The organism is Streptomyces sp. NPDC006476, assembly GCF_040612015.1.
GTDB classification, from domain to species: Bacteria; Actinomycetota; Actinomycetes; order Streptomycetales; family Streptomycetaceae; genus Streptomyces; species Streptomyces griseorubiginosus_B.
Window position 1 is genome coordinate 26,109 of record NZ_JBEXPK010000025.1, and the last position, 25,911, is coordinate 52,019.

Consider the following 25,911-nt stretch of genomic DNA (forward strand, 5'->3'; position numbering starts at 1 on the left):
CGGTCACGCGCTCCGATCGCTCGGACGCGTCCCCGCCACGGGCCGGTTCGCTTGAGACCGACAGCTTTCGCAGGGAGAAACGGGATGGGACTGACCGCGAGGATCCGTACGCGGGACGGATGGGCCGTGTCGCACGCGGTCGTCACGGTGACCGACCTGACGGGCGCGCAGGTGCTGCGGGCCGAGGCGGACGCCGAGGGGGTCGTACGGGACACGACCGCGCTGACCCCGGGGCCGTACGTCGTCATCGTCACCGCCGTCGGGTACGCGCCCGCCGCCTCCACGGCGATCGTCACCGCGAGCGGGCGGGCCGAGCTCGGGAACGTGACGCTGGCCCGGCAGGGTGGCACCGAGCTGCCGCCGCCGGGGCCGTGGACCATCGACCCCGCGCACTCCTCGGTGGGCGCGGTCGCCCAGCACCTGGGCATCTCCAGCGTCCACGGCCGCTTCACCGACTTCGCCGGGCGGATCGAGATCGCGCCGGACGAGGTGGAGAAGTCGCGGGTGGAGGCAGTGATCCGGGCGGCCTCGATCGACACGGGCAACGGCATGCGCGACGACCATCTGCGCTCGCCGGACTTCCTGGACGCCGAGAAGTACCCGGAGATCACCTACCGGTCCTCCGGGCTCACGGCGGCGGGCTCCGACCGCTGGACCGTGCACGGGGAGCTGACCCTGCGCGGGGTCGTCCGGCCGGTGGACCTGGACCTCGCCTACCTGGGTACGGGCGCCGACCCCTGGGGCGGCACCCGGGCCGCCTTCCGCGCGACGACCGAGCTGCGGCGCGAGGAGTTCGCCATGAACTACAACCAGGTGATCCAGGCCGGGATCGCCGCCATCGGCACGACCCTGCGGGTGGAGCTGGACATCCAGGCGGTGCAGGGGGAGTCCCTGCCGCAGGCGTAGGCCTGGCAGGAGCAGGCTGAGCGGGGGCGGTGCGCCTAGGCTGACGGCATGGCACCGAACATCGCTACGAACACGACCGTCTCGCTGGACGAGTTGCTGGACTTCGTACGGCCGCGGCACCGCGCGATCCTGCTCACGCGACGGGCCGACGGAAGCCCGCAGGCCTCGCCGCTGACCTGCGGGGTCGACGACTCGGGGCGGATCGTGGTCTCCACGTACCCCGAGCGGGCGAAGACGCGGAACGCGAAGCGGGACGACCGGGTCAGCCTGGTGATCCTGAGCGACGACTGGAACGGGCCCTGGGTCCAAATCGACGGCACCGCGGAGGTCATCGACTCGCCCGACTCCGTGGAGCCGCTGGTGGAGTACTACCGCAACATCGCCGGCGAACACCCCGACTGGGACGAGTACCGGGAGGCAATGGTCAAGCAGGGCAAGTCCATCATCCGGGTCACCCCCGAGCGCTGGGGCCCGGTCGCCACCGGCGGCTTCCCGGCACGGCTGACCTCCCAGGACTAGTCGACGCCGACCACCACCACCCGACGGACGGAGTCCGGCACAGCGCTCCGAAGCCTGCGAAGCAGCGCGAGCGGCGCAGAAGGAAGGGGCCCGGGAGGCAATGGTCAAGCAGGGCAAGACCATCATCCGCCTCACCCCCGAGCGCTGGGGCCCGGTCGCCACCGGCGGCTTCCCGGCACGGCTGACCTCGCCGGATGCCTGAGGGCTAGTGGGGCTTGTCGGTCATCGCCTCGATGCCCGCGATCAGGAGGTCCAGGGCGAAGGTGAAGTCCCTCGCCCTCATCTCCTCCACCGTGTCACCGCCCCGGGCCGCCATGATCTCCTCGTTCTCCTTGACGATCTCGGCGGCCTCCGGTGACCGGGTCACCGCCGTCATCGCGTGCTGGAAGTACTCGTCCTGGGTCATCCCCGCCTCGGCGCAGCGGGCGATGAAGTGGCCCTCGATGGTGCCGTAGCCGTACACGAACTGGAAGACGAGCGAGATGGCGCCGGTCAGGCCGTGCACCGGCAGGCCGGTCTTGCGGATGACCCGCTGAACGACGCGGGAGAAGGCCAGCGAGTTCGGGCCGATGTTCAGGAACGTGCCCGCCAGCGGGGACAGCCAGGGATGGCGGACCAGCAGGGCGCGGTACTCCGTCGCCAGCGTGCGCAGCTGCTCGCGCCAGTCCTCGTCGGCGTCCGGGTCGGGCAGGGAGAGTTCGCCGTAGGCCGCGTCCAGGGCGAGTTCGAGCAGGTCGTCCTTGGTGTCGACGTACCAGTAGACGGACATCGCGGTGACGTTCAGCTCGGCGGCCAGCCTGCGCATGGAGAACTTCGCCAGCCCCTCGGCGTCCAGGAGCCGTACGGTCACCTCGGTGATCCGGTCCCGGTCGAGACCCGACGGCTGCCCGCCGCCGCGCCCGCCCCGACGGACCTTGCCCTCCAGCCACACACTGGTCCGCACGGCCCGCTCGGCTGCCCTCACCATGGCGTACCTTCCTAGACTTCCGTTCACACATCGAGGTGCCGGTCGGCGGCCGGCCCTCAGGCCGCCACCATCTCCGAGTCTGCCCGCTGCGCACGTCGCAGCAACGCCGCCGCCACGAACCCGCCCAGCAACACGGCCACGGCACCCACCAGCTGACCGGCCTTCAGCCCCTCGGCCAGCCCTCCGGAGGAACTGAGCACGGCCCCGAGCACGGCGACGCCCAGGCCGTTGCCGAACTCGGCCAGGGTGCCGTTGACACCGGCCCCGACCCCCGCCTTCTCCGGGGGAATCGCGCTCATGATCGCATGCGCCATCGCAGGGTTGGCGATCGCGCACCCACCCCCGATCAGCAGCAACCCCACCAGCGTCCCGGCATAGCCCCGGACGTCCAGCAGGGCGATCGACACCAGCCCGCCCGCCATCAGCACCATCCCGAGCGCGATGGACACCGGTGTCCCCAGCCGCGCCGCCCATGTCGCCGACAGTCCTGAGAAGTTCAGGGCGACGACCGTGAGAGCGAGCGGCGCCGTGCGGAGACCGGCCTCGAGCGGTCCGTAACCGAGCACGAACTGCAGATGCTGGGTGAGCAGGAACAGCGCGCCGCCCATGCCGAAGGTGATCAGCACCGTCCCGGTGACCGCCCCCGTGAACCGGCGGTCCCGGAAGAAGTGCAGGTCCAGCATGGGATGCGGGATGCGGCTCTCCCAGTACGCGAACAGGGCCAGTACGGCGACGGCCACGCCCGCCGGGGCCAGCACCCGGCCCGAGAGCCATCCGTGCTCCGGCCCGGAGATGATCGCGAACACCAGCGAGGCCATTCCGACGGTGGACAGCACAGCGCCCGGCAGGTCGGGGCGGTCGCCGCTCGGGCTCTTCGACTCCGGTACGAGCGCCACCACGGCCACCAGGCCCAGCGCCGCGACCGGCAGGTTGATCAGGAAGATCGCGCCCCACCAGAAGTGATTCAGCAGGAACCCGCCGATCAGCGGGCCGGCCGCGAAGCCCAGCGCGTTGACCGCGGCCCAGACGCCGATCGCCTTCGGCTGCTCCTCGGGGGTGAAGATCTGCATCGCCACCGCCAGGGTGGTGGTCAGCAGGAGCGCACCGCCGACCCCCATACCGGCCCGCGCGGCGATCAACTGTCCCGTGGAGCCCGCGAGTCCGGCCGCCAGCGAACCGATGCCGAACAGGGCGAGCCCCGAGATCAGCATCTTCTTGCGGCCGTAGCGGTCGGCTGCGCTGCCGGCGCTCAGCAACAGGCCGGACTGCACCAGCGAATACGCGTTGATCATCCACTGGATGTCGGAGGTCTCGGCGTGCAGCTCCCGGGTGAGGGACGGGATCGCCACGTTCAGGACGGTGTTGTCGAGCAGCACGGTGAGCTGGGCGAGGCAGATGACACCGAGGATCAGCCAGCGGCGGGCGTGGCCCTGGCCCTGAGCCGGGACGTGGGGGGACGGAGACATGCCATACACCGTATAGCTGGCTGCTATACGGTGTACAACGCGTTTTCGTCGGATCGTCGGGCTGAGGGTCAGCTGCTCGCCTTCTGCGTCAGGTCGTAGAAGGTCGACGAACCCACGGTCACCTTCTTGAAGTTCTTCTCGACCCAGGAGGTGATCTGCGAGGACGTACCGCTGCTGCTGCCGCCCATGCCTCCCATGCCGCCTCCGGTGCCGGAGGAGATGAAGTAGTGGATCTTGCCGTCCGCCACGTACTTCTGGAACTGGGCCAGCGTCGGCGCCGGATCGGTGCCGTTGAAGCCGCCGATCGCCATGACCGGGTCGCCGGTGGAGAGCTGGTAGCTCGCCGCGTTCTGGGCGCCGATGGCCGCGGCGACCCAGGTGTACTTGGACGAGTCGGTCTCCAGCAGCTTCTTGGCCGCGGAGGAGACGCTGGCGCCGTTCAGCAGACCGCCGACGCCACCGCCGCCGCCCATGCCACCGCCGCCCCGGCCGGCGAAGCCGTTCTGGCCTTGCGTGCTGCCATTGCCGTTGCCGTTCTGGCCGGGCGTTCCGCCGAAGCCGCCGTTGCCGTTGCCCGTCGTGCCGCCGCCCGGGAAGCCGTTGCCCTGCTGGTTCTGGCCCTGGGTGTTGCCGTTGCCGTTCTGCCCGCCCCGCATGCCGCCGCCGAAGCCGCCCCGCATACCGCCGCCACCGGGACCGCCCATCATGCTCGCGCCCGCCGGACCAGCCGTGACGATGGATCCCGTGTGGCCCGTCTGCAGGGTGCTGAGGGTGTACGCGGTCGGGCCGGCCAGGGAGGCGACCAGACCCACGGCCGCCGCCCCGAGGGCCAGCTGCCGGTTGATCCGGCCCGCGAAGATCAGGCCGAGCGCGGCGGTCAGACCGCCGATCAGGACGAGGTACTTCAGCCAGGGCAGATAGCTGGAGGTGCGGTTGAGCAGGACGTAACTCCACACCGCGCTCGCCACGACCGCGCCCGCGAGGGTGATCGAGGCCCAGGTCTCCCTGCGCTTCTCCCACAGGATCGCCGAGCCCATGCCGATGACCGCGGCCATGTAGGGGGCGAGGGCGACCGTGTAGTACTGGTGGAAGATGCCCGCCATGTAGCTGAAGACGACCATGGTCATCAGCAGCGAGCCGCCCCAGACCAGGAACGAGGCACGAGTGACCGAGGTCCGCTTCAGCTTGCGGGTGGCGACCAGGCCGGCGACGAAGAGGACCAGCGCGGCCGGGAGCAGCCAGGAGATCTGGCCGCCGACCTCGGAGTTGAACATCCGGTTCCAGCCGGTGGCCCCCCACATACCGGTGCCGCCGCCTCCGCCACCGCCGCCGACGCTGCCGGTCTCGTCGCCGCTGAGGCGGCCGAAGCCGTTGTAGCCGAAGGTCAGCTCGAGGAAGCTGTTGTTCTGCGAACCGCCGATGTAGGGGCGGGAGGACGCGGGCCACAGCTCGACGATCGCGACCCACCAGCCGCCGGAGATGACCAGCGCGAGCGTCGCCGCGGCCAGCTGTCCGAACCGCTTCCGCACCGACACCGGCGCGCAGACCGCGTACACGATCGCCAGCGGCGGCAGGATCAGGAAGGCCTGCAGCGTCTTGGCGAGGAACGCGAAGCCGATCGCGCCCCCGGCCCACACCAGCCACCTCGTCCTGCCGTCCTCGACGGCACGCACCACGAAGTAGCAGGCCAGCGCCATCAGCAGGGCCAGCATGGCGTCCGGGTTGTTGAACCGGAACATCAGCGCCGCGACGGGAGTGAGCGCGAGCACCGCACCCGCGACCAGACCGGCCCCGGGACTGAAGCGGCGCCGGACGCCCGCGTAGACCACGGCCACCGCGCCGACGCCCATCAGGACCTCGGGGAGAAGGATCGCCCAGGAGTTGAGGCCGAGGATCCGGACCGACAGCTCCATCGGCCACAGGGACGCCGGGGGCTTGTCGACGGTGATCGCGTTGCCCGCGTCCAGCGAGCCGAAGAAGAACGCCTTCCAGGACGTGCTGCCGGCCTGCACGGCCGCCGAGTAGAAGGAGTTGGCGTAGCCGGAGGCGCTCAGGTTGTAGAGGTAGAGGAGCAGGGTGGCGGCCAGCAGTCCGAGGAAGGCCGGGCGCGCCCAGCGGGGGTCCTCGGGGCGGCCGCGCCACAGTCTCCGTACGAAGGGCTGTCGCGGCTTGCCGGCCCGGGGCTCGGTGGGGGCCACCGGCTCCTGCACGGCCGTGGTGACCGTGGGGCCGGGGGGCGGTCCCCAGGAGGAGGGACCGGGTCCCCCCTCGTACGTCGTCCGGTCGTAGTGGGTGGTCATCGGGCGTCCCTCGGATCGGTGTCGGTCGGACGCACCGGCTGCAGATGCAGGGTGGCGTCCTCCCAGGTGCGGTCCGCGACTTCACCGGCGCGGAACTGGGTGGTGTCGTGGCCGCGGTACGCGGCCGGGCGCTGTGGCAGCGGGTACTGCGGCTGGTACTGCGGGAACGGGGTCGTCGGGGTCGTCACGTACGTCGGCGAGGACGGGGTGTGCGCGGCCACCACCGTGGACGGCCGGCTGTCGTCCCGGTCGGGGAAGACCCAGGCGCGGAAGAGCAGGAAGCGCAGCACGGTCGCCGCGAGGTTGGCGGCGATCAGCACCGCCAGCTCGGTGGAGTGCGCCGGGTCGGACGTCGCCGCGTTCAGGGCGGCGAGCGAGCCGCTGGTCAGGGCGAGGCCGATGCCGAAGACGACGAGACCCTGCGCCTGGTGGCGGACGGCGCCCCCGCGGCCGCGCACCCCGAAGGTCAGACGCCGGTTGGCGGCCGTGTTGGCGACCGCGGAGACCAGCAGCGCGAGCGCGTTGGCGAGCTGCGAGCCGCCGAACTGCCGGAAGAGGCTGTAGAGGACGAGGTAGAAGAGGGTCGACAGACCGCCCACGACACAGAACCCGACGAGCTGGCGGGCCAGTCCCTTCGGCACGTCCTGGATCTCGCGGTCACGCGGGTCGTCGCCGAATGGGCGGGTGATCCGGTCCAGCGGCAGCGAACCGCTCGCGAGCGCCTTGCCCACCCGCCACACGCCCTTGAGGTCCTCGGTCGCCGTCTTCACGATGTGGACGGTGGAGTCGGGGTCGTCGACCCAGTCGACGGGCACCTCGTGGATACGAAGGCCCGCGCGTTCGGCGATGACCAGCATCTCGGTGTCGAAGAACCAGCCGGTGTCCTCCACCAGCGGCAGCAGCACCTGGGCGACATCACGCCGGATCGCCTTGAATCCGCACTGCGCGTCCGAGAAGCGGGCCTGCAGCGAGCCGCGCAGGATCAGGTTGTACGTCCGTGAGATGAACTCCCGCTTGGGACCGCGCACCACCCGGGAACTGCGGGAGAGCCGCGAGCCGATGGCGAGGTCCGAGTGGCCCGAGATCAGCGGGGCCACCAGCGGGAGCAGGGCGTTGAGGTCGGTGGACAGGTCCACGTCCATGTAGGCGAGGATCGGGGCGTCCGAGGCGGACCACACGGTGCGCAGGGCGCGTCCGCGGCCCTTCTGCTCCAGGCGGAAGTTCCTGACCTCGGCGATCTCCGACTCCAGCCGGGACGCCACCGTCGGGGTGGTGTCGGTCGACGCGTTGTCCGCGATGGTGATGCGGAACGCGTACGGGAACGTGCGCTTGAGGTGCTCGTGCAGTCTCAGCACACACGGCTGGAGGTCCTTCTCCTCGTTGTAGACGGGGATCACTACGTCCAGGACAGGCGTACCGGCGTCGCCGGCCGGGAGGTGCTCCCGCGCCGGCAGGGTGCCGGGAGAAGAGTCGGTTCGCATGGAAACGACTCTGGTCAAGTGCCCTGTTGCACCCATGTGCTGGCACTGTGCTGCACCTGTGAGTGCGACTGCCAGTTCGTCTCGGGAGCCGGGTGGGGGAACGCCGGGGCGAGCGCCGGCAGATGGACGGTGAAGACCGTACGACCCGGGACGCTGTCCACGGTCACGGCACCGCCGTGCGCGGTCGCCACGGCCTGCACGATGGCGAGCCCGAGCCCGGTGGACCCGGTGGCACGCGAACGCGCCGAGTCGCCGCGGGCGAACCGCTCGAAGACGTGCGGCAGCAGGTCGGGCGGGATGCCCTGGCCGTTGTCCTCGACGTCCACGCACATCCATGGGCCGCGCCGCTGGATCCGTGCGGTGACGGTGGTGCCGGGCGGAGTGTGCTTGCGGGCGTTGCCCAGCAGATTGACCAGCACCTGCTGGATGCGGGCCGCGTCCGCCGACACCAGCGCCGGTTCGTCGGGCAGGTCCAGCCGCCAGTTGTGGTCCATGCCGGCCGCGCGGGAGTCGCTGACGGTGTCCACGACCAGCGGGATCAGATCGGTCTGCTCGACCTGCAACGGGCGCCCCGCGTCGAGCCGGGCGAGCAGCAGCAGATCCTCGACCAGGAGGGTCATCCGTCCGGCCTCGGACTCGATCCGGCCCAGGGCGTGCCGGGTGTCGGGCCCGACCTGCTCCCTTCCGCGCCGGGTCAGCTCGGCGTACCCGCGGATGGAGGCGAGGGGCGTCCTGAGCTCATGACTGGCGTCCGCGACGAACTGCCGTACCCGCATCTCGCTCTGCTGACGCGCGTGCAGGGCGCCGTGGACGTGGTCCAGCATCCGGTTGAGCGCGGCGCCGACCTGGCCGACCTCGGTGTGCGGATCGGTCTCCGACTCGGGCACCCGCTCACTGAGATTCACCTCACCGGTGTGCAGCGGCAGTTCGGACACCCGGGTGGCGGTGGCGGCGACGCGCCGCAGCGGCCGGGTGGCGACACCGACGAGCACGTAGCCGGCGATGACGGCGGCCCCCAGCCCGGCGGCGGTGACGCTGACCTCGACGAGGATGAGGGTGTTGATCGTGTTGTCGGGGACCTTGGTCGGAACGGCGACGTAGTAGTTGCCGTTCTCGCTGCTGACGTACTTGACGCGGTACTTGCCCAGCCCGCTGATCTCCACGGTGTGGATGTGGTGGTCCTGGGGGACGGTGTTCAGCGACTTGCGGGCCGCCTCGCTGAGCGTGTTGGCGGCCATGCCGCTGAGGTCAGTGCTGTCGTCCGAGTGCTCACCGTACTTGGCGTCGGTGATCCGGCCGTTCTGGACCTTGGCGATGACCGTGCGCTCCGGCTGCGGGCCGTGCGTGACGAAGTCGCTCAGGGTGAAGCTCTGCCCGTTGCCGTTCCTGCCCGCCGAGTTGTTCGTCCCGGGGGCCGGGTTGTTCTTGCCCAGGTTTGCGCCGGGCGGTCCGCCGAAACCGGCCGCCCGCCCGGAGACCTGGGTCAGCTGCTCGTCCAACTGCTGGTACAGATGCGACCTGAGCACCACTGTCGTCACCGTGCCGATCACCGCGCACACCACCGCGATCAGCACCACGGAAGCGACGACGAGCCGCGCCCGCAGGGTGCGCGGCTGTCCCGCTCGTCGCTGCTGCGGACGCGTTCGTCGTCGCCCGCTCATGAAGCGGCGGGCTTGATCAGATAACCGGCCCCACGCCGCGTGTGGATCATCGGCTCCCGCCCGGCGTCGATCTTGCGCCGCAGATACGAGATGTACAGCTCGACCACGTTGGCCTGCCCACCGAAGTCGTACGACCACACCCGGTCGAGGATCTGCGCCTTGCTGAGCACGCGCCGCGGATTCCGCATCAGGAAACGCAGCAGCTCGAACTCGGTCGCGGTGAGGTGGATGGAGTCCCCGGCCCGCGACACCTCGTGGCTGTCCTCGTCCAGGGTGAGGTCACCGACCACCAGCACGGAGTCCGAGCGCCGGTCGGCGGCACCGGAGCGGCGGATGAGACCCCGCAGCCGCGCCACGACCTCCTCCAGGGAGAACGGCTTGGTGACGTAGTCGTCGCCGCCGGCGGTGAGCCCGGCGATACGGTCCTCGACCGCGTCCTTGGCCGTCAGGAACAGCACCGGCACGTCCGGCAGCTCCCGGCGCAGCCGCCCCAGGACGGTCAGCCCGTCCATGTCCGGCAGCATCATGTCGAGTACGACGGCGTCGGGACGGAACTCCCGCGCGGTCTGGATGGCTCCCGTGCCGTCTCCGGCCGACCGTATCTGCCAGCCCTCGTAACGGAGGGCCATGGACAGCAGTTCGGTGATCGACAGCTCGTCGTCCACCACAAGCACTCGGACGGGGCTCCCGTCCGGCCTCAGCAGTTCGGTGCGCCCCTGGGGCGAGGTCGTGGTCATGGTGGACACACTGTCTGGATCCTCTGAGAGCACCCTTTCGACAACCTGTGATTTCCCTGAGAAACGCACAGGCGCCTCTCAGGGAACCCCTGGGAAGTTCTTGCCCAGCCGTGTCCGCGCCGGTCGGCGCGGGTGCCGGGCGGGTGCCCAACGGGTACGGGGCGGGTCCATCATCCGTGGGCCGGGGTGTTCGGAACGTAAAGGTTGTCTGTGGGGGACCTGGGTGAGAGGGGTTCCCGGGGCTCGAAGCCCGGGGAGGGGAAGGGAGCCCGGGGCCTCAGAGTCCGAACAGCCGCGCCCCGTTGTCGTGGCACACGGCCCGCAGCCAGTCGTCGCCGAGGTCGAGGCGCTCCAGGGCGTGGAGTTGGTGGAGGTAGGGATACGGGATGTTGGGGAAGTCGCTGCCCAGCAGAACGCGGTCGCCGAGGTCCGCGAGCCGCGGCAGGGCCCGCCCGGGGAACGGCGCGAACCGTTCGCTGAAGTCCGTGAACGCCATCGTCGTGTCCAGCCGAACCTCCCCGTACCGCTCGGCCAGGTCGAGGAAGTCCTCGTACTCGTGCATCCCCATGTGCGCGACGACCAGCCGCAGCCGGGGATGGCGTGCCAGCACGCGGGCGATCGGCTCGGGCCCGGTGTGCTTGCCCGGCGCGGGTCCTGAACCGCAGTGGATCACCACCGGCACGCCCGCCTCCGCGAGCAACCCCCAAGCGGGCTCCAGGAGTTCACTCGCCGGGTCGTACGCGCCCACCTGCACATGCGCCTTGAAGACCCGCGCCCCGGCGTCGACAGCCTCCTGGACGTAGGCCTCGACCCCGTCCTCCGGGAAGAGCGTCGAGGTGTGCAGACAGTCGGGAGTGCGGGCGGCGAACTCGACGGCCCAGTTGTTGAGCCACCGTGCCATGCCGGGCTTGTGCGGGTAGAGCATGGCGGTGAAGGCCCGCACCCCGAACTCCCGTATCAGCGCGACCCGTTCCTCCTCCTCCGCCCGGTACGTGATCGGCCACTCCACCCCGCCGGTCAGCGGCCCGAGCGAGTCGAAGTAGCCCCACACCTTGCGCAGCACGCGCTCGGGCATGAAGTGCGTGTGCACGTCGACCAGCCCCGGCAGCCCCAGCCGCTCCCAGAACCGCCGGACCTGCCCGGCCTCCGCCATCTCAGCCATATGCCCTCTCGAACCCGCTCGCCGGTCTTCCCCTGCCTCTCATCCTCACCCTCACCCACACCCGGATGTTCGGAACAGCCCGACGAAGCAATTCCTCAGCCCGGCGGAGCAGGCCGTCAGCCCCAGCGAAACAGTCGGCCAGACCTGGCGAAAACAGGCCGTCGGACCCGGCGAAGCAGGTAGCCACACCGGCGACGAGGCCCGCAGGTCCGGCGATGCAGCCCGTCCGACCCATCGAAGAAACCCGACGAAGCAGCCCGTCCGACCCGCCGAAGAAGCCCACCAGACCCAGCGGAGCGAGCCGTCAGAAGAGTCCGTCTTGCACCCCGGCCGCCTCCCTCACCCCCCTCACCTCTCTGACCGGAACGGTGACGCCCTCCCCGTCCCCACTCGGCACGATGTCCCACCCCGTCATCAGCCGCGTGTCGAGCACGACGACCCCGCGTCCCGTCGCGAGGTGCAGATCGGGCCCCGCGGCCGCGAGCAGCTTCCCGTTCACCCCGCTGCCCGCGGCCAGCTCTGTCACCTCCCCGGCGGCGGCCGGAAGGTCGGTGAGCCCGAACACCCCCACGTGGTCGACGACTTGGCACGGCTCCCGCCGCAGCGACTCCGGCCAGGCGGTCAGCGCGCAAGCCCGGCCGTGCAGCGCCTCCACCTCGGCCGCCCGCTCAGCCGCCGACGCCGGCAACCGGGAACGGACGGCCCGCTTCTCGCCGTACGGGATCCGGTCCGGCACCCGGAGCGCGGCGCGCAGCAGCTCCTCCGTGCGCCGGGCCGCCATCAACGGCCCCAGCCCCAGCCAGCTGAAGCAGACCGCGCCCTGCTCGAGCAGCCGCGCCGAGCCCCGCTCTTCGGCGGTGATCCCGACCTTGACCATGCCGGGCCCGAACCACGCCAGATACACGTGGTACGGGCGCGGATCGTCCGCGATCGTGTCGGCGGCCACGGAGTGCGCCCGGTCCAGCCGCGCGCACTCCTCGCACCGCGCTCCCGTACTCCGTCCCGGCACCGCCGCCCGCATCGGGCATGTATGCCCCCGCGCTCCCACACATGTCCGCACACCCCCGTCCGCGACCCTGAAGGCCACCCGTTTCCCCCAGGTCAGCGCGCTGCGCCGACCACCGTCCCACGCCAGCACGGGACCGCCGCCCGCCCACCGCAGCCCCGAGCACTTCCATGCCTGTGCCATCGCCTCCGAGAGTAGAGGGCACCACTGACAACGGGCCCCGGCGGCGGCATCCGTGCAGTTCAGGGCCCAGATGGGGGTACCGCAGCAGACTCGGGCACCTCGGCGAAGTCAGGTCCAGCGGCAGATTCAGGGACGGCGACGGGCTCCGGCGACGCGCCGTACGCCTCAGCCGCGGGCATCGCCTTCCGCCCCCGTCCCGCCAACCGGCAGCCGACGCACCCCGGATGACCCGCCCGGGCCGTCAGATCCCGGGTCCGCCACCCCCACTGCTCCCTGGGCCGCAGGCCCGGTGGCTTGCCCCATCCGGTGAGATGCAGGGTCCAGGTGACCAGGACACTCACCACCACGATGGCGAGCCCACCGACCAGGATCGCCAGCGAGGCCGTACACACGCCGAGTCCCAGCACCACCGTCCCGAGGGTGACGACCGCAAAACCGGTCCAGCCCGCCACCGTGTGCCCCTCGTCATACTGATGTGCGCTCACTTGCCCGCCTCTCCCCGTCACCGAAGGACCACATCTCTCACGCACTAAGAGATTTCCAACAGAAACATCTCACAAACTAAGGGAATCGGGAAACCCGTAATGCAAGCGAAGCCGCGTCCGAACGCCAGCCCGGCCCAGGCGCTGTCCGCGATGGACCACCTGATCGCGACGAGCATGATCGGCCAGCAGGAGATGGCCCAGCGGATCGGCCTGAACGTCACCGACCTGACCTGCTTCGCCTACGTCATCGAGGCCGGCGAGAACCTCCTCACCGCCGGCGACCTGGCGGCTCGCGCCCATGTCACGACGGGCGCGGTGACGGGCATCCTCAACCGTCTCGAACGCGCCGGCTACGTCACGCGCCGCCCCGACCCGAACGACCGCCGCCGTGTCCGGGTCGCCGCACTGCCGGAGGCGGAGGCCCGCGTACGGGAGATCTACGAGCCGTACTACGCCCGTCTTGCGGAGCTCTTCGCGGACTACTCCCCCGACGAGATCGCGGTCCTGACCGACTGGTTCACGCGCGCGAGCGCGCTGGCGGCGGGGTATATGGAGGAACACTGCCGGACGCACTGAACCGTCCGACCGGATCCGACTGGATCCGACTGGATCCGACTGGACGTGCCACACCTCCGCCAGGGTCGGCCCGGCCTCGCCGGACTCAGCGCAGGGCTGCGGCGAAGGACGCGTGATGGGCGGCCGTGAAGGCGTGTTCCCTCTCGGACCAGCTGACACGCTCGGCGATGACCGCGGGCGGGGCGAGCCGGCTGCCCGCCCACCAGCGGGCGTTACGGGACTGACGTTCGAGGATGGCGTCGACAAGACGGGGACGCGCGTCCGCGCCGAGTCCGTAGGCATCGGCGAGGACCCGGACCTGTGCGGCCTGCGCAGCGACCGGCGTCGCCTCGCGCCTGGAAGACACGCACCAGGTCCACGCCATGTAGCCGAGATCCTCCAGCGGATCGCCGGATGCGGCCATGTCGAAGTCGATGAAGGCGACCGGCACACCGTCCGGGCCGTCCGTGAAGACGGTGTTGTTCGGGCCGGGGTCGTTGTGGCAGACGACCGGGTGCCGACCTGCGAGGCTGCACGTGCGCGTGGCGTCGTGCAGCGCGCGCAACAGGGCGCCGGCGGCGGTGACCTGGGCGTCGGTCCAGTGCTGGAAGCGGGCGGGGACCCAGCCGGGGAGGTAGCTGAGGACGTCCCGTCCGGCGGCGTCGAGTCCTAGGTGCCGCGGTGCGCCGGCGAAACCCGCCTCGGCGAGATGCCCGAGCAGTTCGGCGACGAAGGCGGACGAGGCGCCGACGGGCCGCCGTACCGTGTCCCCCACCCGGACCACTCCCGGGGTGATCCGCCCGCCGGACAACGGCACCTCCGCCTCCGTACGGCCTCCCTCGCTCACCGCATCAACGCCCGGTACCGCCTCGTGCCCACGCGGCCTCGCACTCCTTCCACCGACGGATCCTCGGGGTGCGGGCAGCCCCCCGGAAGTACGGCCACCTACACCTCCCGTCCGGTGGGAGGCTTCATGGCGAGGGCGCCACCACAGCGGCATCGTGGAACCGAAACCAAAGACGCGCCGAAGGGACATCCGATGAACCCGCTCGAGCCCATCACCACCGGGAAGACAACCGCGAGGCCCAGCGCAGAAGCAACCCCGAAGCCCACCGCGAAGGCAACGGCCTGGGCAACCGGAAAGACAACGGAACAGGCGGCGGCCCCCGCCCAGCCCCCTGACGAGGGAGCACTGACCCCGCTCCTCACCGCCTGGGACCTGGCCCACCCGGACCTCTCGGACCCCGAATGGCGGCACCTCCTGGACGAACTCGCCCACCCCCGCACCACGCGCGCCTTCCAACGCCTGGCAGACACGAAGGCCTGACCCACCAGGACGGGCACCGCCTACCTCGCCCTCTTCATCTCCCCGAACACACGGTGGCCGGCGCGGCCGCCGTACTCGCCGGCTTCCCCGACGGCCGGAAGTCCGTTTGAGGATGTGGCGTTCACAGCCCGCGCGTACTGTGGTCCGGGTACGTCCAGACCGCGCCCCAGGGCGTGAATTCGTCGATCCCGGCGTGCCCCCCACACCTCTGTGCCACCGGAGCACGCCCGGGCGAGCGGAGGATCAGCGATGGGTACAGTCACCACCGACGACGGCACCACCATCTTCTACAAGGACTGGGGGCCACGAGACGGCCGACCGGTCGTCTTCCACCACGGATGGCCACTGAGCGCCGACGATTGGGACAACCAGATGTTGTTCTTCCTGGCGCACGGCTACCGGGTCATCGCCCACGACCGCCGTGGGCACGGACGCTCGAGCCAGACCGCCACGGGCCACGACATGGACACCTACGCCGCCGACGTGATCGCCCTCACCGACGCGCTCGACCTGCGGGACGCGACCCACGTCGGCCACTCCACCGGCGGCGGCGAGGTCGCCCGCTACGTCGCACGCGCCAAGCCCGGCCGTGTCGCGAAGGCGGTGCTGGTGGGCGCCGTACCGCCCGTCATGGTCAAGTCGGAGAGCAACCCGGGCGGCCTGCCCATCGAGATCTTCGACGGTTTCCGTACGGCCCTCGTCGCCAACCGCGCACAGTTCTACATCGACGTGCCCTCGGGCCCGTTCTACGGCTTCAACCGCCCCGGCGCGCAGGTGTCGCAGGGGCTGATCGACAACTGGTGGCGGCAGGGCATGATGGGCGCGGCCAACGCCCACTACGAATGCATCAAGGCGTTCTCGGAGACCGACTTCACCGAGGACCTCAAGCAGATCGACGTACCGGTCCTGGTCTGCCACGGCACCGACGACCAGATCGTCCCGTACGACGACTCGGCCCCGCTGACCGTGAAGCTCCTGAAGAACGGCACCCTCAAGAGTTACGAGGGCTTCCCGCACGGCATGCTGTCGACCCATCCGGACGTCCTCAACCCGGACATCCTCGCCTTCCTCGAGTCCTGACGGCCCGTCCCCTGAAAGGCCATCGGAGGCCCCGGATCATCGCTCCGGGGCTTCTGGACCTGACGGCACCCGCGCGTGAGGGGGACCCTCTCACGCGCGAGAGGCACTGCCACCCGCGGCACCGGCGCCGCCCCGTTCGCCCCGCTGCTCGAGCCGCTCGAGCCGCTCGAGCCGCTGGATCATGTGGTCACTCCACGCGCTGATGGCCGCGGCCTGCTCGGGCGCGAGCTGATCGATGAAGTAGCGGCGGACATTGCCGCCATGCGCGACGACGGCGCTCTCCGCCAGGCGGCGCCCGTCCGGTGTCAGCCCGATCCCGGTCCGTCGCCCGCTGGCCCCGCTCTCGGTACGGACCACGAACCCCCGACTCTCCATGCGCGTGAGCTGATGGGAGACCCGACTCTTCTCCCAGCCGAGCGACTCCGCCATGTCCACGACGCGCACTTCACGGCCCGGCGCCCTCAGCAGGGTGACGAGGACGCTGAACTCCGCCTTGGAGATACCGAATTCGGCCTGCAGGCGCCGGTCGATCTCCTGAACGAGCAGGCGCTGTGCGTGCATCCACCGGTCCCAGAGATCCCACTCCTCCGGCTCGAGCGCGTCGCGTTCCACCATGACGGCAAGACTAACGGGGGAGGAGTTGACGTGACAACTCACACCCTCCTAGAGTTGTCACGTCAACTCTCCCTCCCCCGAAAGGGCGCCATGACCCTCCGTATCGGCATCATCCTCGGCAGCACCAGACCCGGCCGCCGCGGCGACCAGATCGCCTCCTGGCTCCTCGACACCGCCCGCACCCACGGCGGCGCCGACTACGAACTCATCGACCTCGCCCACCACGGCCTCGGCAACCTGGACGAGCCCGGCAATCCGAACCACCAGCAGTACCAGCACGCCCACACCCGCACATGGGCCGAGCTGATCGACGGTTTCGACGGTTACGTCTTCCTCGTCCCCGAGTACAACCACTCCTTCCCCGGGGCCCTCAAGAACGCCCTGGACTACGTCTACCGGGAGTGGAACGACAAGGCCGCCGGCATCGTGAGCTACGGCGGATGGGCGGCCGGGGTCCGGGCCGCCGAGGCACTGCGGCTCGTCCTGGCCGAACTCCAGATCGCCACGGTCCGCACCCAGCCGGCCATCCCCCTGCTCCCCGCCTTCGCCTCCGGCACTTTCACCCCCGGCGACGGCCTGGCGGCCTCGGTCACCACGATGCTCGACCAGCTGACCAACTGGTCGAACGCACTGCGCACGGTACGAGGGGTGACGGCGACGGTGACGACCTAGCAGACCTCGGGTGACGCGCCTGCATGCCGAAGATTCGAGGCGCCGGGGTCTCTCCGTACCGACGCCTCAAGACGGCGCCAGGCTCTCTCCATGCCCGGACCTCGACGCGCGGCCCACCAACAGCGTCCAACCTGCCACCCTGAAGAGTCTGCTCAGGACGCCCGCCACACCGGAGACCAGGCCGCCCGGCTCAGCTGCGGTCGTGCAGGGTCACCTGGTAGCCGTCGGGATCCGCGAAGGTGAAAGTGCGGCCGAACGGCCCGTCGACGGGCGCCGAGACGATCGTCGCGCCGGCGGCGGCGAGGGCGTCGTGGATGTCCTGCGCGTCGGGGGCGTGTAGCCACAGCGCCATCCCCTGGCCCGGTTGGGCGATCGCGTCCAGGTCGACGCCCGGGACGACGTCGCGGACGGCGAACGCGATCGGCTTGGTGTCGAACACGACAGCGTGCGGCGGTCCTGCGGCGGAGCGCTTCAGCCCCAGGTACTCCTCGTAGAAAGCGGCGGAGCGCTCCAGGTCGCGCACCTGCAGTGAAACGAAGTCGGGTCCGGTGACGGCCACGATCCTTACCTCCTAAGACATGTCAGTCTTCTGACATCCGAGACCGTATGTCAGACTACTGACATGAGTCAAGGTGAGCCCGGAATCGAGCTGGACACATCGCTGGGGTACATGCTCAAGGCGGCCGCGAGCGCCCTGCACTCCGCACTGGAGGCCGTACTGAGTCCGCTGGGCATGACGATCACCCACTACTCCTGCCTGGAGCTGCTTGCCCAGCGACCGGGTCTGTCCAATTCCGAGCTGGCCCGCGGCGCCTTCGTCACCCGGCAGTCGATGAACGTGCTTCTGCAGTCCCTCGAACGCCAGGGACTCGTCATCCGCCCGGCACGGGCACCCGTCGGCAGGGCCCTGCCGACCGAGCTGACCGATCTCGGGCGCCGTCAGCTGGAGGTGGCCAGCGCCGCGGTTCGCCGCGTCGAGCAGAACATGCTGGCCGACCTGGATGCCGACGAACAGGATCAGATGCGGCGCCTGCTCCGGACCTGCATCGCTTCACTCACCGAACCGCCCGCATCGGCGACATAACCGCTCCGGAACTACGTTGGGACTCTGCCATGCGCTGTCACCCTTGCGGGCTATCCCGGCTCGCCAACTCGCGGTGTACATAAGGCCCGTCGGGCGTCACGCCGTGCAGCCAATCCGTGAGCGACTTGGCCAGTGACTGTTCGAGCGGGGCAAGGGCATGCCGGAAACGGCAGAGGTTGGGATGCCCGTCCCACATCCGCCCTTCCGCCGTACGGAGGTCGATCATCGCCCACGTCGCACAGCCGCGGTCCGTGAGCGGAACGGTGTCCCCCACGGAAGCCGGTGATCGGAAGCCTCGGCGAGGTCGTGCTACGACATCGCGATGTCCGCGCAGTCGCTGAACCAGTCGGACCGAAGCCGCCGTTGCCGACTTCGAGATACGCCCGCCGCAGCAGTACGGGCACCGGGTGGCCCACGATTCACTCGATCCCGGCGACGTCCTTCGCGCCGGCCGCACGGGACAGTCCCCGACCGGCCCTCCGCGACACAACCCGGGTGGTCGAGATCGACGGTTGGCCGGCGACAGGTAGAGCACCGAGGCGCGCTTCGCCAGTAAGGCGGCGGGAGAACCCGGCCAGGCTGTCCCTAGCGATGGGCGGCAACCACGCCGACGGGTCGAGGACCGTTGCTGCACACCCCCGAGATGTGAGAAGCCCCGGAAGATTCCGGGGCTTCTCACCTATGTGCACTCGGCAGGATTCGAACCTGCGACCTTCTGATCCGTAGCTCTACAGAGATCGGTCAACAACGGTCGTACAGGTCGCTGTTCGCTCTCTTGGAGTGGCTGTTGGCCGCGGTCGGGCTGCTGGAGTTGCTGTAATCGCTGCTGTACGCGCTCGGTGCTTTGCTCAGATGGTGTCGATCTGCCAGGCGATCACACCTGTCGATCCTTTGACGCCGTCGACATCGATGTGTACCGGCATCTTGTGCGCGGTGATCCGTTGCTGCACCACTGACTGATCGCATGGCACATCGGCCTTCGGCCCGGTACTCGCCGGCGTGAACGTCAAGCGTGCGTTGCCGCTGCCGATGCACATCAGGTTGAGCTTGTACGTCTTGCCCTGGCTCAGGGTGGGCTCTGTGTGGATGCCGTCAGTCACGCGCTCCGCGCCGGCCTCGACCATCGACCCTGCCTGAACAGCCGCAAGGGCCGCTTGGGCCTGGTCGGTGAGCTTCTTCTCCTGCGTCGTGGTTGTCGTCTGAGACGCGCTCGCCGTGGGCGGTGACGACGTCTTATGGGCGTTCGCACTGCCGCTATCGGAGGTGCACGAGGTCAGCAGCAAGGCCGACGCTGTCACAACGCATCCGGTGAACCAGGCCCGCAGGCTCACATTGGTCATGAGGAGGTTTCCCAGTAGTTCCAACCGGTTTCGGACGTGGGCAAGGTCGCTGATCCATGACCGATTTCGATGGTGTTGCAGCTGGCCCTGTCGCACATGGTCGGCGCCTTCTCGCCGGTTGGCTGCTCGTCGACGTCTACCCAACCCTGTCTGTCGTTGATATCCGTCGTTTGATCGGCAGAAATCGCCGTGCTCGCTGCGGTTTCAGACGCCGTTCCGCCAGCGGGCACTTCCTCTGCGGCGGCAGTGCCCGCAGTCATGAAGCAAAGAAGCAGTGCAGTGGCAGCGCTGGTCCGTGCGCGCCGTGAGCTGATGCCCATGTGACACCTGTTCTGGTGGACCGCCCCCGTGGCGATCGAGCTCTTGGACAGTAGGTGATGATCATGCACGCGACAATGACAAGGTTGATGTTCTGAGGAGGACTTGAGGCTTCCACTGGGCGGCGCGGCTGTCGACGGACCCGGGCCCTCGGATCACCAAGAACGTCGCCTCTCTGGTCAAGGTCCCGAAGCCTCGTCGCCGTCGGATCAAGCCGTGGTCCGTCGTCGAGGCAGGGCGCTTTCCTCGCCGATTCCGTGGCGCGCGAAGATCCACTGGTCGCAGCCTGGGTCCTGGTGCTCTGCCTCGGGCTCCGCCGGGGTGAAGTCCTCGGACTCACCTGGAAGTCCATCGACTTCGAAAGCGGTGAGCTGTACGTCGATCACCAGATCCAGCGCGCGGGCAGTCAGATCCTCCATCGGCAGACCAAGACCGAGGAGTCGGACGACTTCCTTCCCCTCCCTGAGTTCTGCCTCAAGGCGCTCCCATGCGCCACGCTCTGCGTGCCCGCCGCGCCGGCCTCCGGGTCATCCCGCTGCGGAACACCCGGCACACGTGCAGCTCGCTGCTCGTCGCCCTGAAGGTCCACCCGAAGGTCGCACAGCGCATCCGCCGGCACTCGCAGATCGCCATGACGATGGAGGTCTACGCGGAGGCGAGCGAGGAAGAGGTACGGGCCGCCCTCGGCAAGCTTTCCGCCGCGATGGGCGGCACCGACACCGACGACAACACCGGTTGATCTCGACCCGTTGCTGTACTTCGCTGCTGTACGGCACGACAAAGCCCCCTCCGGGATGATCCCGAGGGGGCTTTGAGCTGTGTGCACTCGGCAGGATTCGAACCTGCAACCTTCTGATCCGTAGTCAGATGCTCTATCCGTTAAGCTACGAGTGCTTGTTCTGTTTTTGTCGCCGTTTCCTGCCCTTCCGGGCCCTTCGCGGCGACAGGAAGAACATTACATGACTGCCGCTGACATGTGAAATCCGTTAGCTGTACCCCTTGTGACCTGCGGAAACGGTGTCCGGGGCGGGGCTAGGGCATGAGTACCTGTTCGAAGGTGTAGCGCCCCTGCGGGGTCAGTCGGATCTCGGCGTTGACGGTGGCGGAGCCGTCGCCGCCAGCCGCCTGGTGGACGGCGATGTCCAGGGTCCACACCGCGTCGTGGCCCAGCGTCGCCTGGCCGTCCTGCAACTGGGCGTCCCCCGTGCCGCCGAAGGTCGGGTGGTGGAGGTCGAGGAAGCCGATGTAGGGCTTCTCGGGCTTCTTGTAGAGCCTGTTGGGGAGTTGGGGATGGGCCAGAGGCAGCGGCGGCCCGCCGCCGACATCGCGATGACGAAACCGCGGAGGTTCGCTATCCGGCCCGCGAAGAAGATCGCGTCCGGTGTGTCGGAGGCGTACTGCACCTCGCCGTCCATGAGAGCGAGCAGCGGCCTCGGCCTGGTCGGGGGTGAAGGCGGCGGCGGTACTGGGCAGGCGTTGCCGGTGCGGTGTCCAGCACGGTGGTCTAGTACGGCGTACACGGGCCCGCCTCTCCGGGCGGGGGCGGGCGGCGGCCATGACGAGCAGCAGATCGGCGTGGTCCCGGCGGCCCTGCACTCCAGTAGCAGCCTCAGGAGCGTGGCGGTACGACGTCTTGGCCCGCGTCAGCAGTGCCTCCGCCTCGTCGCGCTGCACGGCCGCTCCCGGGACTGGGTGCTGACGCCGGTGACCACGGCCATCAGGCGCACACTGGAGAGGGCAAAGACCAGCTCCGTCAGCGCGTCGAAGAACGATGTTCGAGGGAACCCAGCAGGGAGCTCTCGGCATGGCACACTCCACCCGGCATGCGCATACGTCGAGTAACGGTGCGTAACTGCCGCGGAAACCACTCAGGGAGTCCGTGCCGTCGGCATGGACTCCCTGAGTGAGATGGCGGAGGCGGAGGGATTTGAACCCTCGATGGGCTTTAAGGCCCAAACCGCATTAGCAGTGCGGCGCCATAGACCGGACTAGGCGACGCCTCCAGCACAACCTCCCGCGCCAGCGCGAGTGGTGCGTGCAGATGATGACACAGTCGAGCGTGCTGTCACCAATCGGCCTCCACGGTACTAGGCAGCCCGCCCGCAGAGCAAAGCCCTTAATGCCCTTTCGCAACCTCCGGGGGCGCCCCGCGTTGGTCAGGTCATGTCCCCCATGAACCGCAGCGGCCTCCGGCTCGCCCGGCTCCTCGCCGCCGGCGCGGCCACGGCGGCCACCGTCGCGTCCTGTGCCCTGCCCGCCGTCGCGCACGCCGAGAGCGCGTCCCGGGCCCTCGCTCCTCCTCCCGCCCGCGACGAGGACCGCCCCGACCACCTCACCGTCACCGTTCGGGACGCGGGTGTCGGCCGGGACGGCACGTACCACCTGTCCTGTCACCCCGGCAGCGGCGACCACCCGGACGTGGCCGGTGCGTGCGCGGCCCTCGACCGCGGGACCCACTGGGGCCGGGAGACCTTCGCACCGGTCCCCGACGGCAGCATGTGCACCATGCAGTACGGCGGCCCCGCCACCGCCCATGTCACGGGGACCTGGGCCGGGCGGCCCGTCGACGCCTCGTACAGCCGTGGCGACGGGTGCGAGATCGCGCGCTGGGACCGGATGGTGCCGTTGCTGCCCGATCTGCGTCCGCAAGGGCGGTCGTAGCCTCCGAAAGCAAGGACGGTCGGTCATATCGTCCGGAAGCATGGTTGCCTCGTCCGGGAGGACCGTCGCGTCGTCCGGGAGGACCGTCGTACCGATGAATGTGCTCACAGGCTTTCCATGGCGGAAACCCGGGGTCCGTAAAGTCGCGCAGGCCAGGAGAGGCGGTCACACGTTCTACTTCACTTCGTCGTGCGACCTCCCTCTCATCCGGCGTCGTCGGCGCAACCCGTGCCTTTAGACTCCCTCGCGTGACACGTCGCGGGCAGGTTGGCAAGATGGCCCGAGCGGTCGGCAAGGTGCGGTAACAGGGAGGAAGCGTCTCGTGAGCAGCAGGCCATCCCGAGGCGCTGCTCGCCTCGCAGCCATACTGGACGCGCTGCCCGACGCGTTGGTGCTGGTCAACGCCAACGGGACCGTCGTCAACGCCAACACCATCGCGCTGGAGGCCTTCGAGGCGCCCGGGACCGCGCTGGTCGGGCGCGGGCTGCTCGACCTGCTGCCCCAGTTCGACTCCAAGCTCATTCCCGGGTCCATGCGGCGGCCCGACCACATGGACCCGCGCGGGCGGACCAAGCCGACCCGGATGGTCGCCCGCCGCACCGACGGCACCGAGTTCCCGGTCGAAGTCACCAGCGCCAACCTGGAGAACGGCCAGCAGGCGTACGACGGTTACGGCTACAGCGGCGACGAGCTGCTGATGCTCGTCGTGCGCGATCTGACCGGGACCGTGGACACCGAGGCCGAGCTGGCGCGCTCGCAGCGGCAGACCGAGATGATCCTGCGGGCCGCGGCCGAGGGCGTGGTCGGCACCGACACCGACGGACGGATCGTCCTGGTCAACCCGGCCGCCGCCCAGATACTGGGCTACCGGGCCAGCGACCTCGGCGGCAAGGAGCTGCACACCCTCGTCCTGCACTCGCGCGCCGACGGCTCCCCCTTCCCGTACGACGAGTCGGCGCTCGCCGACACCCTGCGGTCCGGGCGCAAGCACCGGGTGCGCGGGCAGGTGCTCTTCGCCAAGAACGGCGACCGGGTTTCGGTCGACCTGACGACCGCGCCGGTGCGCGACGGCGACCAGCTCGTCGGCGCCGTGATGACCTTCACCGACCGGCGGCCCTACGACGCCCTCGCCGACGAGAAGGCCGCGCAGGAGAAACGGCACGCCGAGGAGCTGGACCGGCTCGAGGAGGAGCACGCCTCCGAGCTCACCGCGCTGCGCCAGAAGCACATCACCGAGCTCGAGGAGCTGCAGGAGCGGCACGACGAGGACCTCGCCGCCGGCGAGGAGCGGTACGCGGCGCTGGGCGAGCGCGAGAAGGACCGGTACGAGGCCCTCGCCGGTCGGCACGAGCAGTTGCTGACGCTGCTGGGGCGGTCCCTGCGCGGGCCCCTGGACGAACTGCGCCGCGAGCTGGCGGCGCTGGCGGCCGACGACGCGGGACAGCTGTGGCCCGAGGCCAACCAGGTGCTGCACCATCTGTCCGCCGGCTACTCGCGGATCACCACCCTCATCGACAACGTCCTCGGCTACCAGCGGCTCGACGCCGGGGCCGAGCAGATCACCCGCACCAAGGTCATGCTCGACGCGGTGGTCGCCGCCGGTGTGGACGGGGCCGTGGAACTCATCGGGCCCGGTCGGGTGCAGTTCGCCGTGCACGCGCCACCCATCGAGGCCGAGGTCGACCCGCAGCGCCTCGCCGGTGCGCTCGCGCATCTGGTCGCGGACGTCGCCGGCGTCGACGCGACCGGCAACGCGCCCGTGTCGGCGGGCGGTTACATGGACAACACGGTCGTCGTCGCGGCGGCGCAGCGCGGCGAGGTCGTCCGTATCGAGGTGCGCGGGCCGTACGCCGGGGGAGACCCGGTGCACGAGCCGATCGTGCGCGGGATCGTGCGCGCCCACGGCGGTGTGCTGCAGACCCATGAAGTGCCGGGGATGAGCGGCAGCGCGTACGTCCTGGAGGTACCCATCGGCGGCGGCGCCGGAGCCGTACCGGCCGCGGCCCCCGCCGAGCTCCCGGCCGCCGAGGACACCTCCGGCGCCCGGCGCCGGGCCCGGCGCTCCTCCGTCGACGCGTTCCTGGACGGCGAGGGCTCGGAGGACTCCGTCGACGCCGAATCCGGTACGGCGGCGGAGGCGGAGCCGGGCACGCCGACGGGCCGGCGCCGCAGGCGTGCCGTGGAGGAGTCGGCGGCAGCGGCGGCCGCCACGGGTGCCGGGAGTGCGGTCGAGGTGGCCGGCGGTACCGGGCGCCGGCGCGGGCGATCGGCCGAGGGGGCCGAGGGTGTGGGTGCCGGGGTCTCCGAGGGCGCTGTGGTCACGGCCGCGGAGCACGCCGCGGGGACCGCTGCCGTCGGGAGCGGGCTGGGCGGGACGGTACCGCCCCAGGGCGTACCCGTACCGTCGGGACGGCGCGCCCGGCGTGACGGGGGAGAACAGCATGCGTTGCCCGCCGCGCTTCCGCCGGCCGGGTCGTCGGCGGGGCAGCCCGGGGCCGGGGACGGACAGGCCGTCCCGGCGGACCAGGCAGCCGAGGGGGGCCAGCCGACCGGTCGCCGGCGCCGTGCGCTGGCCGCCGCGAACGAGCGTGCGGCGGCGCAGGAGGCGGGACCTCGCGCGGTGTTCGCCCTGCCTCCGGCGGAGGCGGACCGGGCGCCGGGGGGTGCTTCGGGTGCCAGTGCCGCTGGCTCGGGTGCCGGAGGTCCGGGTGTCGCCGGCGTCACCGGGGCCGAGGGAACTGCGGGCTCGGTGGGCGCTACGGGTGGGCAGGGGCTCACGCCGGTGCAGCCACAGGGGACCGGACAGGTGCCGGGTGCGACGCAGGTGCCTGGTGCTGGACAAGTGACGGCTCCGGGGCAGACGCCGGGTGCGGGACTGGTGCAGGTGCCGGGGCAGATGCCCGTTGTCGGGCAGGCTCCGGGGGTCGCACAGCCTCAGCTTCCCGGGCAGACACCGGGTGCGGGGCTGGTGCAGGTGCCGGGGCAGATGCCGGGTGCCGGACAGGTGCCGGGGGTTGGACAGTCGCCGCTTCCCGGGCAGGTGCCTGCCGGTGGGCAGGCGCCCGGTGTTGGACAGCCGCCGCTTCCCGGGCAGCCGCAGAACGCCGGACAGCCGCAGCTCCCCGGGCCCACGCAAGTCGGTGCGCAGCCGCAGGTTCCCGGCGCGGCGCAGGGTGCCGGCCAGGTGCCGGTTCCCGGGCAGGTGCCGGGTGCCGGCCAACTGCCGGTTCCTGGGCAGGTCCAAGGTGCGGGCGCCGGGCAGGCGCAGGTTCCTGGCCAGGTTCCGGGTGTTACGCAGCCGCAGCTTCCGGGGCAACCGCAAGTCGTCGGTCAGGCGCAGGTGGGCGGGCAGGCCGCAGTCACCGGGCAACCGCAGGTTCCTGGAC

General features: G+C 70.3%; 24 protein-coding genes, 2 tRNA genes and 2 pseudogenes. 11 read left to right on the top strand and 17 right to left on the bottom strand.

The annotated features are described in order from the left end of the window. Nucleotides 1-84 precede the first annotated feature (84 nt). The 3 genes and pseudogenes from ABZZ74_RS26995 to ABZZ74_RS27005 form a co-directional block, all read left to right on the top strand. Nucleotides 85-906, top strand: coding sequence for a YceI family protein (locus ABZZ74_RS26995; protein WP_356769124.1), 822 nt, complete (start codon nt 85-87; stop codon nt 904-906). Nucleotides 907-954: 48 nt separating this feature from the next. Beyond that, on the top strand, nt 955-1,425 hold the full coding sequence (locus ABZZ74_RS27000) for a PPOX class F420-dependent oxidoreductase (RefSeq protein WP_356769126.1): 471 nt from the start codon (nt 955-957) through the stop codon (nt 1,423-1,425). Nucleotides 1,426-1,516: 91 nt separating this feature from the next. Continuing rightward, nucleotides 1,517-1,627, top strand: a pseudogene (locus tag ABZZ74_RS27005) (PPOX class F420-dependent oxidoreductase); the annotation flags it as partial. A 3-nt stretch (nt 1,628-1,630) separates the two neighbouring features. On the opposite strand, the gene ABZZ74_RS27010 reads toward ABZZ74_RS27005, so the two are convergent. The 9 genes from ABZZ74_RS27010 to ABZZ74_RS27050 all read right to left on the bottom strand — a co-directional run bounded on the left by ABZZ74_RS27010 (nt 1,631) and on the right by ABZZ74_RS27050 (nt 12,873). Beyond that, the gene (locus ABZZ74_RS27010) at nt 1,631-2,392 is read right to left on the bottom strand and encodes a TetR/AcrR family transcriptional regulator (RefSeq protein ID WP_356769128.1); all 762 of its coding nucleotides are present in this window, start codon (nt 2,390-2,392) and stop codon (nt 1,631-1,633) included. A gap of 56 nt (nt 2,393-2,448) precedes the next feature. Continuing rightward, nucleotides 2,449-3,858 (bottom strand): MFS transporter, encoded by a 1,410-nt coding sequence (locus tag ABZZ74_RS27015; protein WP_356769130.1) that lies wholly within the window; start codon nt 3,856-3,858, stop codon nt 2,449-2,451. A 68-nt stretch (nt 3,859-3,926) separates the two neighbouring features. Continuing rightward, nucleotides 3,927-6,158, bottom strand: a complete 2,232-nt coding sequence (locus ABZZ74_RS27020; protein ID WP_356769132.1) for a glycosyltransferase family 39 protein — start codon at nt 6,156-6,158, stop codon at nt 3,927-3,929. Further along, complete coding sequence (locus tag ABZZ74_RS27025; RefSeq protein WP_356769134.1) at nt 6,155-7,639, bottom strand: bifunctional glycosyltransferase family 2/GtrA family protein; 1,485 nt, start codon at nt 7,637-7,639, stop codon at nt 6,155-6,157. The genes ABZZ74_RS27020 and ABZZ74_RS27025 overlap by 4 nt, the downstream gene beginning before the upstream one ends. A 14-nt stretch (nt 7,640-7,653) precedes the next feature. Further along, nucleotides 7,654-9,300, bottom strand: coding sequence for a HAMP domain-containing sensor histidine kinase (locus ABZZ74_RS27030; RefSeq protein ID WP_356769136.1), 1,647 nt, complete (start codon nt 9,298-9,300; stop codon nt 7,654-7,656). Continuing rightward, complete coding sequence (locus ABZZ74_RS27035; RefSeq protein ID WP_234491525.1) at nt 9,297-10,037, bottom strand: response regulator transcription factor; 741 nt, start codon at nt 10,035-10,037, stop codon at nt 9,297-9,299. Before ABZZ74_RS27035 ends, ABZZ74_RS27030 begins: the two co-directional genes overlap by 4 nt. Nucleotides 10,038-10,314: 277 nt before the next feature. Beyond that, complete coding sequence (locus ABZZ74_RS27040) at nt 10,315-11,199, bottom strand: amidohydrolase family protein (protein WP_356769138.1); 885 nt, start codon at nt 11,197-11,199, stop codon at nt 10,315-10,317. 304 nt (nt 11,200-11,503) lie between these two features. Then, on the bottom strand, nt 11,504-12,388 hold the full coding sequence (locus ABZZ74_RS27045) for a DUF2797 domain-containing protein (protein WP_356769140.1): 885 nt from the start codon (nt 12,386-12,388) through the stop codon (nt 11,504-11,506). Between the two features lie 59 nt (nt 12,389-12,447). Further along, the gene (locus ABZZ74_RS27050; protein WP_356769142.1) at nt 12,448-12,873 is read right to left on the bottom strand and encodes an HGxxPAAW family protein; all 426 of its coding nucleotides are present in this window, start codon (nt 12,871-12,873) and stop codon (nt 12,448-12,450) included. A gap of 99 nt (nt 12,874-12,972) precedes the next feature. Here ABZZ74_RS27050 and ABZZ74_RS27055 point away from each other — a divergent pair, with 99 nt between their 5' ends. Further along, nucleotides 12,973-13,449: a MarR family transcriptional regulator gene (locus tag ABZZ74_RS27055; RefSeq protein ID WP_356769144.1), complete on the top strand. Its 477-nt coding sequence runs from the start codon at nt 12,973-12,975 to the stop codon at nt 13,447-13,449. Nucleotides 13,450-13,534: 85 nt separating this feature from the next. On the opposite strand, the gene ABZZ74_RS27060 is transcribed toward ABZZ74_RS27055, so the two are convergent. Next, nucleotides 13,535-14,275: an aminoglycoside phosphotransferase family protein gene (locus ABZZ74_RS27060; RefSeq protein ID WP_356769146.1), complete on the bottom strand. Its 741-nt coding sequence runs from the start codon at nt 14,273-14,275 to the stop codon at nt 13,535-13,537. Nucleotides 14,276-14,467: 192 nt separating this feature from the next. Here ABZZ74_RS27060 and ABZZ74_RS27065 point away from each other — a divergent pair, with 192 nt between their 5' ends. Together ABZZ74_RS27065 and ABZZ74_RS27070 are read left to right on the top strand one after the other, a co-directional pair. Then, nucleotides 14,468-14,755: a hypothetical protein gene (locus tag ABZZ74_RS27065; RefSeq protein ID WP_356769314.1), complete on the top strand. Its 288-nt coding sequence runs from the start codon at nt 14,468-14,470 to the stop codon at nt 14,753-14,755. 249 nt (nt 14,756-15,004) lie between these two features. After that, complete coding sequence (locus ABZZ74_RS27070) at nt 15,005-15,835, top strand: alpha/beta hydrolase (RefSeq protein ID WP_356769148.1); 831 nt, start codon at nt 15,005-15,007, stop codon at nt 15,833-15,835. A 90-nt stretch (nt 15,836-15,925) separates the two neighbouring features. Here the strand turns inward: ABZZ74_RS27070 and ABZZ74_RS27075 are convergent, their stop codons facing one another. Beyond that, nucleotides 15,926-16,450: a MarR family winged helix-turn-helix transcriptional regulator gene (locus ABZZ74_RS27075; RefSeq protein WP_356769150.1), complete on the bottom strand. Its 525-nt coding sequence runs from the start codon at nt 16,448-16,450 to the stop codon at nt 15,926-15,928. A 30-nt stretch (nt 16,451-16,480) separates the two neighbouring features. Between ABZZ74_RS27075 and ABZZ74_RS27080 the strand changes: the two genes are divergently transcribed. Next, entirely contained in the window at nt 16,481-17,122 is a 642-nt protein-coding gene (locus ABZZ74_RS27080; RefSeq protein ID WP_356769152.1) for an NAD(P)H-dependent oxidoreductase, read from the top strand. A 190-nt stretch (nt 17,123-17,312) separates the two neighbouring features. Here ABZZ74_RS27080 and ABZZ74_RS27085 read toward each other — a convergent pair whose 3' ends face one another. Then, entirely contained in the window at nt 17,313-17,681 is a 369-nt protein-coding gene (locus tag ABZZ74_RS27085; protein ID WP_356769154.1) for a VOC family protein, read from the bottom strand. Nucleotides 17,682-17,744: 63 nt separating this feature from the next. On the opposite strand from ABZZ74_RS27085, the gene ABZZ74_RS27090 reads away from it, so the two are divergent. Beyond that, nucleotides 17,745-18,206, top strand: coding sequence for a MarR family transcriptional regulator (locus ABZZ74_RS27090; protein ID WP_356769156.1), 462 nt, complete (start codon nt 17,745-17,747; stop codon nt 18,204-18,206). An 848-nt stretch (nt 18,207-19,054) separates the two neighbouring features. Here the strand turns inward: ABZZ74_RS27090 and ABZZ74_RS27095 are convergent. Beyond that, nucleotides 19,055-19,546, bottom strand: a complete 492-nt coding sequence (locus ABZZ74_RS27095) for a hypothetical protein (RefSeq protein WP_356769158.1) — start codon at nt 19,544-19,546, stop codon at nt 19,055-19,057. Next, a complete protein-coding gene (locus ABZZ74_RS27100) occupies nt 19,543-19,866 on the bottom strand; it encodes a hypothetical protein (RefSeq protein ID WP_356769160.1) in 324 nt (107 codons plus the stop codon). The genes ABZZ74_RS27095 and ABZZ74_RS27100 overlap by 4 nt, the downstream gene beginning before the upstream one ends. 152 nt (nt 19,867-20,018) lie before the next feature. Between ABZZ74_RS27100 and ABZZ74_RS27105 the strand changes: the two are divergent. Further along, a pseudogene (locus tag ABZZ74_RS27105) lies at nt 20,019-20,603 on the top strand (site-specific integrase); the annotation flags it as partial. A gap of 82 nt (nt 20,604-20,685) precedes the next feature. Here ABZZ74_RS27105 and ABZZ74_RS27110 read toward each other — a convergent pair. The 3 genes from ABZZ74_RS27110 to ABZZ74_RS27120 all read right to left on the bottom strand — a co-directional run bounded on the left by ABZZ74_RS27110 (nt 20,686) and on the right by ABZZ74_RS27120 (nt 21,867). Beyond that, nucleotides 20,686-20,758 (bottom strand) — tRNA-Arg (locus tag ABZZ74_RS27110). Nucleotides 20,759-20,896: 138 nt separating this feature from the next. After that, a complete protein-coding gene (locus ABZZ74_RS27115; RefSeq protein ID WP_356769162.1) occupies nt 20,897-21,538 on the bottom strand; it encodes a hypothetical protein in 642 nt (213 codons plus the stop codon). A gap of 235 nt (nt 21,539-21,773) precedes the next feature. Beyond that, nucleotides 21,774-21,867: transfer RNA gene (locus ABZZ74_RS27120), tRNA-Ser, on the bottom strand. Between the two features lie 169 nt (nt 21,868-22,036). On the opposite strand from ABZZ74_RS27120, the gene ABZZ74_RS27125 reads away from it, so the two are divergent. Both ABZZ74_RS27125 and ABZZ74_RS27130 read left to right on the top strand, forming a co-directional pair. Further along, nucleotides 22,037-22,525, top strand: coding sequence for an SSI family serine proteinase inhibitor (locus ABZZ74_RS27125; protein WP_356769164.1), 489 nt, complete (start codon nt 22,037-22,039; stop codon nt 22,523-22,525). 322 nt (nt 22,526-22,847) lie between these two features. Further along, nucleotides 22,848-25,911 (top strand): PAS domain-containing protein (locus ABZZ74_RS27130; RefSeq protein ID WP_356769166.1); only part of this gene is annotated, 3,064 nt, incomplete at its 3' end.